The organism is Streptomyces ossamyceticus, from assembly GCF_001418475.1.
Taxonomy (GTDB): Bacteria; Actinomycetota; Actinomycetes; order Streptomycetales; family Streptomycetaceae; genus Streptomyces; species Streptomyces ossamyceticus.
Genome location: NZ_LIQX01000572.1, coordinates 1 through 6983, shown reverse-complemented (window position 1 = coordinate 6983; position 6983 = coordinate 1). Strand labels below are relative to the sequence as shown.

Below are 6983 nucleotides of genomic sequence, written 5' to 3'. Positions count from 1 at the left end.
GGTGGGGAGGTCGCGTGAGGGGCCTTGGGTCGGTCGACGTGCGGGTGGCCGTCCGCCGGGTCATCGTGGGGTGAGAAGCGAACGATTCCTCGCCGCCACCCACCTCAGGAGGGCAACGTGGAAGAGTACGACCTGACAGAGGCCCAGAAGAAGGCCTTCGAGGCGAATGAGGCCGAGTTCCGCAAGTTCGACGACCAGTTGCGTGACGTCCGGGAAGCCGCCCGGGTGCGGCTGGCGGACAGCGGCTGGGATCCCGACCGTGAATCCGAGGACGCCATTCGGTGTCTGTCATGCCCGTGCCCCGACTTCCAGGCCGGTGGCCCCCAGGGCAAATGCAAGCGGGGCAGCTGCCGGCATTTCCTGATCGACCACGACCTGCCCATCTGAACGCGGGCAATCGCCGGTACGGAGGTGGCCATGAAGACGAAGCCTGCCTGTGGACCCGAACGTCACCCGGAGTTCTTCGACGAGATCGACAAGGTCTTCGCCCGGCATCCCGAAGCCGCCCGCAGGTACGCGGTGCGCTGCCTGAGGCGTGAACTCGACGTGCTGAAAATCGACTTCAGCAAGCAGGTGGGGCTGTCGCGGGTCGAGGACGGCCGGATCATCACCGAGTTCTACGACCGGGACGACGACAAGGTGCGCTCGTCCCACCATGCCTGCTGCGAGTGGCACGAGGGCCACTGTTACGAGCAGTGCCTGGAGTAGGAGTTCAAGGCTCCTGGTCCAAGTCTCCTTTTAGCGAACGCCGTTGTCATGTGTCCGCAGGCGGGCAGATCGACCGCCTGCGGCACACCGTACCTCCTTGCGAACAGTGTGCGCGTCGACGTACGCTGTTCTCAACGACGCACGCCGTACGAAGCGGTGGGCCGCGATGAGGGGACGGAAGGTTCGTGATGGAGCAGACGGAGCACTCGGCGCGCCAACTCCCCGAGCCCACCCGGCCGTTCTCCTCGTTCGTGCGGTTCGTGGCGTGCGGTGGCGGAGTCGGTGTCCTGTCCAGCGGGGCCGTCGCGCTGCTGGCCGCGCTGTTGCCGTGGGCCCTGGCGAACGCGGTCGTGACGGTCGTGTCGACCGTCCTGGCAACCGAGCTGCACGCCCGCTTCACCTTCGGTGCCGGGCGCCGGGCCGGACGGCGGGAGCACCTCCAGTCGGCCGGGTCGGCGGCCGCCGCGTACGGCGTGACCTGCGCGGCCATGGCCGTCCTGCACCTCGTGCACACCGCCCCCGGTGTCCTCGTCGAGCAGGCCGTCTACCTCGGTGCGAGCGCGCTGGCCGGGGTCGGTCGGTTCGTGGTGCTCCGCGTCGTCGTGTTCGCCGCGGGAAAGCCGGACGCCGCCGCGAACGCCCCGCTCACCACCCCGTCCCGCACGGTCCCGGCCCTCCGGCGCACCGCCCCGCCGGTGTCCCACGCCTGGTACGAGTGGATCAACGATGTGCCGCTCGCCCACCGCAAGTGGATCCCGGCCGACACCTGGGCGCCCTGCCCCGCAGGGTGACGGGCGGCGCGGGCCGCCGGGAGGTGGTGGTGTCGGCGCCGGGTCAGACCGTGACGAGCGGGGCCCGGTCGTCGGCGTACTGCGTGAGGGGCGTGCCACCGGCGAGGGGGATGGTGGCCAGATACTCGGGCGGGAGGGCGAAGGCCTCGACGAGGGTGGTCATGTGGGGGGCGAGGTCGGCGATCACGGTCTCGATGGTCTTGGGCAGGCCGCGTACGTGATCGGCCGTCATGAGCCCCTCGGCGAGCAGGTCGCCGGTGTGCTCGCCGATCTGCTTGAGCAGGAACAGACGGCACAGGCTGTGCAGCAGGAACCGGGCCGTCGGCTGGGTCGCCTGCGCGGCCGTCGCGAGGAAGGCGTCCGCCGCCTGGAGACGGGCGTGGGCCGAGACGACCTCCAGGGCGGCGGTCGACGCCTCGTTCCAGCGGCCCACCGGATCCCCGGCGGGACCCTCGCGCAGGGCGGTGCGGGCGCGGGCCTGCCAGATGGACTCGGCCTCGGCGAGCAGTCCCCGCAGGAACGCCAGATCGTTGAGCTCCTGGTCCGGGGAGACCGGCCCGAGGTGGCCGCGTTCGACCGGGTCGTGCCCGAACAGCATCTCGCCGCCGGCCTTGAGCCAGACGACAAGGTTGTCGCCCTCAGCGGTGATCGCGCTCTCCAGGTCCTGCTGGAGCTCCGACAGGCCGTTGACCCGGAACAGCCCCTGCGCGCCGCAGCGTTCCCGGCACTCGAGCGTGATGTCCCGCGCCTCCCAGGTGATCCAGCCCTTGGCGATGGCCACCAGACGCTCCACCTCGGCCCGGTCCGCCGACGTGTGCCCGGCCCACCGGGTTACCACGTGGCGGTGCAGGAACGTCATGGCGTACCCGGTGGCGAGGGCGTGCAACAGCCGTCCGTGGTGGCTGCGGTGAGCGGCGAGCGGCAGCCGCTGCCCGGACTTCGGCCCGCTGATGTGCCGCCGGTGGGCATGCCGTACGGCGATGGCGAGCGCCGTACGGGACACCCCGATCGCGGCGGCGCTCATGCACAGCTTGCCCGTGGTCACCCGGCCGATGGAGCGCAGGAACCTCTTGCGCCGGCTGCCCACACTGCTGGTCACCGTGCCCTCGGGGGAGAGCTGGCCGTGTTCGGCCTCCAGCAGCGCCTCCCGCGGCAGCCACACACGGTCGAAGGAGGTGAGGCAGTGGTCGACCGAACTGCCGAGCTTCGGCGGCAGCGCGCGGACCGTGATGCCGGGCAGGTGCCCCACCTCGTCGCTGAGCGGCACCAGGAAGAGGAAGACACCCTTGTCCTTGCCCTCGACCATCAGCCGCGCGGCCACCAGGGCGCTCTTGGGGCCCCCGACCAGGCTGGTGTTGGGCATGAACTTCTGGGCCCCCGGGTGCGGGGTGTCGAGGAGGAAACCGCCGGTGGCCGGGTCCAGCGTCGCGGTGGTCTCCATGGCGGCCGCGTCGTTGCCGTGGTCCAGTTCCGTGCACAGGAACGTGCCCGTGCGGTTCATCGACACGTACTCCGACAGATCGTGCCGGTAGCCGTCGTGGTCGACGAAGCTGCCGAGGAACAGGTTGTAGTGGATGCCCGACAGGGTGCCGAGGGCGCCGTCGAGGAATCCTGTCCACTCGTGCAGGCTGGCGAGCATCCGTGGGTCGGAGGCCAGGGCCTGCGGGTTGTCGACCGCTGCGTTGACCAGTCGGAGCCGGTCGTACGACAGCGCCGTGCGCTCGTCCGGTGAGAGATCCGGGCGGTAGGCGAACGCCTCACCACTGACGAGGGTGCGCCAGGTGTCGTGGACACGGGCCCGGTCCTGCTGGTCGAAGAGCAGGTGGGTCAGTTCCTCCGCGGCCGTTCTCTCGCCGTCGCGGCCGATCGGAGGCGGATTCGAAGCAACGCGGTCGGTTTTCTGCGCGTCTGTCTTGGCAGAGGCAGACTTGTCGAGCGTGAGCAAGGTCATGGTCACGACCTCTTCCCCCTGATTAGAGCCCAGTAGTTGGGATCACAGGCTTCAGAAGATACGAACCAACCGGTTTTTATTCAAGACGTCTTTTGCCGGTTCCTGCACTCCTTGACGCGACCTTGACGTCGGACGGCCGCCCGCGGGCATCGGTGGGAGTGGGGCCTCCAGGGCGCCTGGCGCTACCCTCTGGCCTGCGGATATGGCGATCGGAGCGGGACGTCGAGGGGGCTGGGAGGGGCCCCGTAGGCAGGGTTGCAAAACAGGGCGTCCGGTCTTATTCTCTGACTGGCCGGTCGGTTTTGAGGCTTCACAGCCCCGGAGCCCGACTGGGCCGCAGGACCTTGGGCCGCTCAGCTACTACAGAGCGTTACCCTCTGATATCATACGTACCTGACGGTATTTTTCGCTTCTGGGGGGCGTACGGAGGTGTGTGGTGGCGCGGCAGGAACGAGCGATCCGGACGCGGGAGAAGATTGTCGTCGCGGCCGCCGCGGTGTTCGACGAAGTCGGATACGAGGCGGCGACGATCTCCCAGATCCTCAAGAAGGCCGAAGTCACAAAGGGGGCGCTGTACTTCCACTTCGCCTCGAAGGAGGAACTCGCGCAGGAGGTCCTGGCCAAGCAGGTCAGTGCCGTGCCCGCCGTCCAGGAGCAGGACCTGACGCTCCAGTCGGCGATCGACGAGGCGCTGCTGCTGGCGTATCTGCTCAGCACCGGTGACCCGCTGGTGCGCGGCAGCGTCCGGCTCACGGTGGAGCAGGGAGCGCTGGACGGCCTCGACCGCCAGGTGCCCATGCAGGGCTGGGTGGAGCGCTCGGAGGGCGTGTTCGCTCGGGCCAAGGCGGACGGCGAACTGCTGCCCGACACCGATGTGGCCTCCATCGCGAGGGTGTTCGTGGGCTGCTTCACCGGAGTCCAGGTGCTGTCGCACATCCTGACGCAGCATCAGGACATGGTGGAGCGGGTGTCGGACCTGTACCGGCATCTGATGTCCTCCATCGCGGTCCCCGGCGTGCTCGTACGCCTCGACTTCTCGCCCGCGAGGGCGGAACACGTGTGGAACGCCGCGCGGGCACAGGCCCGCGCGGGAGAGGAAGTCGCGCTCGGCTGAGCGCGCACGATTCACGGCGTGCCATGAGGCGCCGTTCAGCCGGACGCGGGAACTGCCCAGTGCGATACCGACCGACCGAACGGAGAGCACCGTCTGATGGAAACGATCGCCTGCCCTTACGCCCTGGACCCCGCGGCGCGAGACCTGGCCGGAGAGGCCGCCGCGCTGCGGGAACGGGGATCGGTCGCCCGGGTGAGCCTGCCGGGCGGAGTGCCGGCCTGGGCCGTCAATCGCCATCGGTACATCAAGCAGCTCCTCGCCGATCCACGTGTCTCGCGGGACCCCCGGCAGCACTGGCCCGCCTACCGAGAGGGGCTGATCACCGAGGAGTGGCCCCTTTACCCGTGGGTGTCCGCGACGACCATGCTCTTCTCCTACGGAACCGAGCACACCCGGCTGCGCAAACTGATCGCCGGCGCGTTCACCACCCGGCGGACCGAGCTGCTCAGACCGTGGGTGCGGGGGATCTCCGCCAGGCTCACCGACGATCTGGCCGCCCTGCCCGCGGGCCGGGAGACCGATCTGCTGACCTCGTACGCCGCCCTGCTGCCCATGGGGGTGATCTGCGAACTCTTCGGTGTGCCCGACGAGTCCCGGCGCCGACTGGCCACCGCCATCAGCACGTCGGTCAGCGCCTCGGCCACCCCGCAGGAGATCAACGCCGCACGGATACGCATCGGCGAGATGCTGTCCGAACTCGTCGCCGCCAAGCGGGCCCGGCCCGCGGACGACCTCACGTCCGCGCTGATCGCCGCACGGGACGACGACGACCAGCTCAGCGAGAAGGAACTGGTCGACAGCCTCTACCTCATGATCGCCGCCGGCCTGGAGACCACGACAGGCGTGATCTGCAACGCCGCCGCCGCGCTGCTCGACCACCCCGAGCAGCTCGCCCACATCAGGTCCGGCCGCGCGAGCTGGAGCGACGCCGTCGACGAGACCGTCCGCGTGCACAACCCCGCCGCGTACATCCCGCTGCGGTTCGCCGCCGACGACATCACGCTCGACGACGGCGTCACCATCGAGCGGGGCGACGCGATCATCGTCAACTTCGCCGCGCCCGGCCTCGACCCCGAGCGCTACGGGGAGGACGCCGCGGCCTTCGACCTCCTGCGCACCGACCGCGACTCCCTCGCCTTCGGCCACGGCGTCCACCGCTGCCTCGGCATGCCCCTCGGGCGGATGGAGGCGGCCGTCGCCCTGGAGGCACTCTTCGGCAGGTTCCCCGAGATGCGGCTCGCCCGCCCCGTGGCGGACCTCCATCCCATGCCGACCTTCCTCTTCAACGGGTACGCCTCCCTGCCGGTGGTACTCCGCCCCGAGTGAACCGGCGCCCCCGAGAGGGGCGTTGACGCGGACGTAAGTGATGCGCCCCGCGGCCGACTCCGGCCGCGGGGCGCTGTCGTGTGCGGCGGCGGACGTGGGGTGGTCGTGGCGGTGGTGGTCGCGGTCGAGGTCGAGGGGGTCGCGGTCGAAGGGGTTGCGGTTGCGGTTGCGGTCGTGGGGGAGGCGTGAGAGCGGGTGGATCGTCCGCTCCTGTGGGCGATGGTCGGGTTTGGTGCGCTGACGTGTGGCTTCTCGGCGTTTCCTGCGGAGGGGTGACGAATCCCCGGCGCCCGGCCGAGGTTCCGTATACATACCGTCATGGTCGGTACACCTACAGTCGACTTCGTTCAGAGGCCATCTAGAAACCGCTACGGCGGTTTGATAATCTCTTTACGCGCGGGAATGGGCGGCAAGCCCAGCGGGGGCATCCCGGGCACAGGTCCGCACTGGTCCCCTGCGTAGTAACGGAGCGCCCCATGGCCAAACAGGAGCGCGCGGTGCGCACGCGTAACGCGCTCATCGAGTCCGCCGCCGAGTTGTTCGACCGGGAAGGCTTCGAAACGGCGTCCCTGTCCATGATCAGCGCCAGGGCCGGGGTCAGCAGCGGGGCGCTGCACTTCCACTTCGCCAGCAAGGCGGACCTCGCCGACGCGGTCGGCCAGGCGGCGGCCCTGCGACTGGGCCGGATCACCACCCAGGACGGCGGCGACACGTTGCAGTCCCTCATCGACGCCACCTACGCCCTCGTGCGGGCGCTCGGCCATGACGCCGTGCTGCGCGCCGGGTTCGACCTCGGCGACGGGTCCGGCCGGGTGCGCTCCGGCGCCGGACTGCGCCGGGCCTGGCAGGAGTGGGTGGAGGAAGTGCTGGCCAAGGCGGACATGGAGGGTGCCCTCGCGCACGGGGTCTCCGCGGAGGACGCGGCCGCCGTGGTCGTCGCCGCGACCGCCGGCCTCGAATCCCTCGGCCGGCACGATCCGCGGTGGCTCACCGCGGACTCCCTGTCCCGCTTCTGGCGACTGCTGCTGCCCCGGGTGGCGGGTACGTCCACCCTGGGGACGCTGCGGCCGTCGGGGAGTGGGGGGATGTGGCG

The 6983-nt window shown here is 70.0% G+C and carries 7 protein-coding genes; 6 read left to right on the top strand and 1 reads right to left on the bottom strand.

The features are described from left to right. Nucleotides 1-117: 117 nt before the first annotated feature. The 3 genes from AOK15_RS33560 (at nucleotide 118) to AOK15_RS33550 (ending at nucleotide 1499) form a co-directional block, all read left to right on the top strand. Entirely contained in the window at nucleotides 118-387 is a 270-nt protein-coding gene (locus AOK15_RS33560) for a hypothetical protein (RefSeq protein WP_055522093.1), read from the top strand. 30 nt (nucleotides 388-417) lie between these two features. After that, the gene (locus AOK15_RS33555) at nucleotides 418-708 is read left to right on the top strand and encodes a hypothetical protein (RefSeq protein WP_055522092.1); all 291 of its coding nucleotides are present in this window, start codon (nucleotides 418-420) and stop codon (nucleotides 706-708) included. A gap of 188 nt (nucleotides 709-896) precedes the next feature. Continuing rightward, nucleotides 897-1499: a GtrA family protein gene (locus AOK15_RS33550; protein ID WP_063799086.1), complete on the top strand. Its 603-nt coding sequence runs from the start codon at nucleotides 897-899 to the stop codon at nucleotides 1497-1499. 43 nt (nucleotides 1500-1542) lie between these two features. Here the strand turns inward: AOK15_RS33550 and AOK15_RS33545 are convergent, their stop codons facing one another. After that, complete coding sequence (locus AOK15_RS33545; RefSeq protein ID WP_079058855.1) at nucleotides 1543-3450, bottom strand: acyl-CoA dehydrogenase family protein; 1908 nt, start codon at nucleotides 3448-3450, stop codon at nucleotides 1543-1545. Between the two features lie 436 nt (nucleotides 3451-3886). Here AOK15_RS33545 and AOK15_RS33540 point away from each other — a divergent pair, with 436 nt between their 5' ends. From AOK15_RS33540 to AOK15_RS33530, 3 genes are all read left to right on the top strand, one after another. Next, the gene (locus tag AOK15_RS33540; RefSeq protein WP_055522091.1) at nucleotides 3887-4564 is read left to right on the top strand and encodes a ScbR family autoregulator-binding transcription factor; all 678 of its coding nucleotides are present in this window, start codon (nucleotides 3887-3889) and stop codon (nucleotides 4562-4564) included. 96 nt (nucleotides 4565-4660) lie between these two features. After that, nucleotides 4661-5890, top strand: a complete 1230-nt coding sequence (locus AOK15_RS33535; RefSeq protein WP_055522090.1) for a cytochrome P450 family protein — start codon at nucleotides 4661-4663, stop codon at nucleotides 5888-5890. Nucleotides 5891-6366: 476 nt separating this feature from the next. Next, nucleotides 6367-6983 (top strand): ScbR family autoregulator-binding transcription factor (locus tag AOK15_RS33530; protein ID WP_055522089.1); only part of this gene is annotated, 617 nt, incomplete at its 3' end.

Coding starts and splice junctions, on each gene's coding strand:
- AOK15_RS33545 (WP_079058855.1), bottom strand. CDS start 3,450: ATGACCTTGCTCACGCTCGACAAGTCTGCCTCTGCCAAGACAGACGCG.
- AOK15_RS33555 (WP_055522092.1), top strand. CDS start 418: ATGAAGACGAAGCCTGCCTGTGGACCCGAACGTCACCCGGAGTTCTTC.
- AOK15_RS33550 (WP_063799086.1), top strand. CDS start 897: ATGGAGCAGACGGAGCACTCGGCGCGCCAACTCCCCGAGCCCACCCGG.
- AOK15_RS33535 (WP_055522090.1), top strand. CDS start 4,661: ATGGAAACGATCGCCTGCCCTTACGCCCTGGACCCCGCGGCGCGAGAC.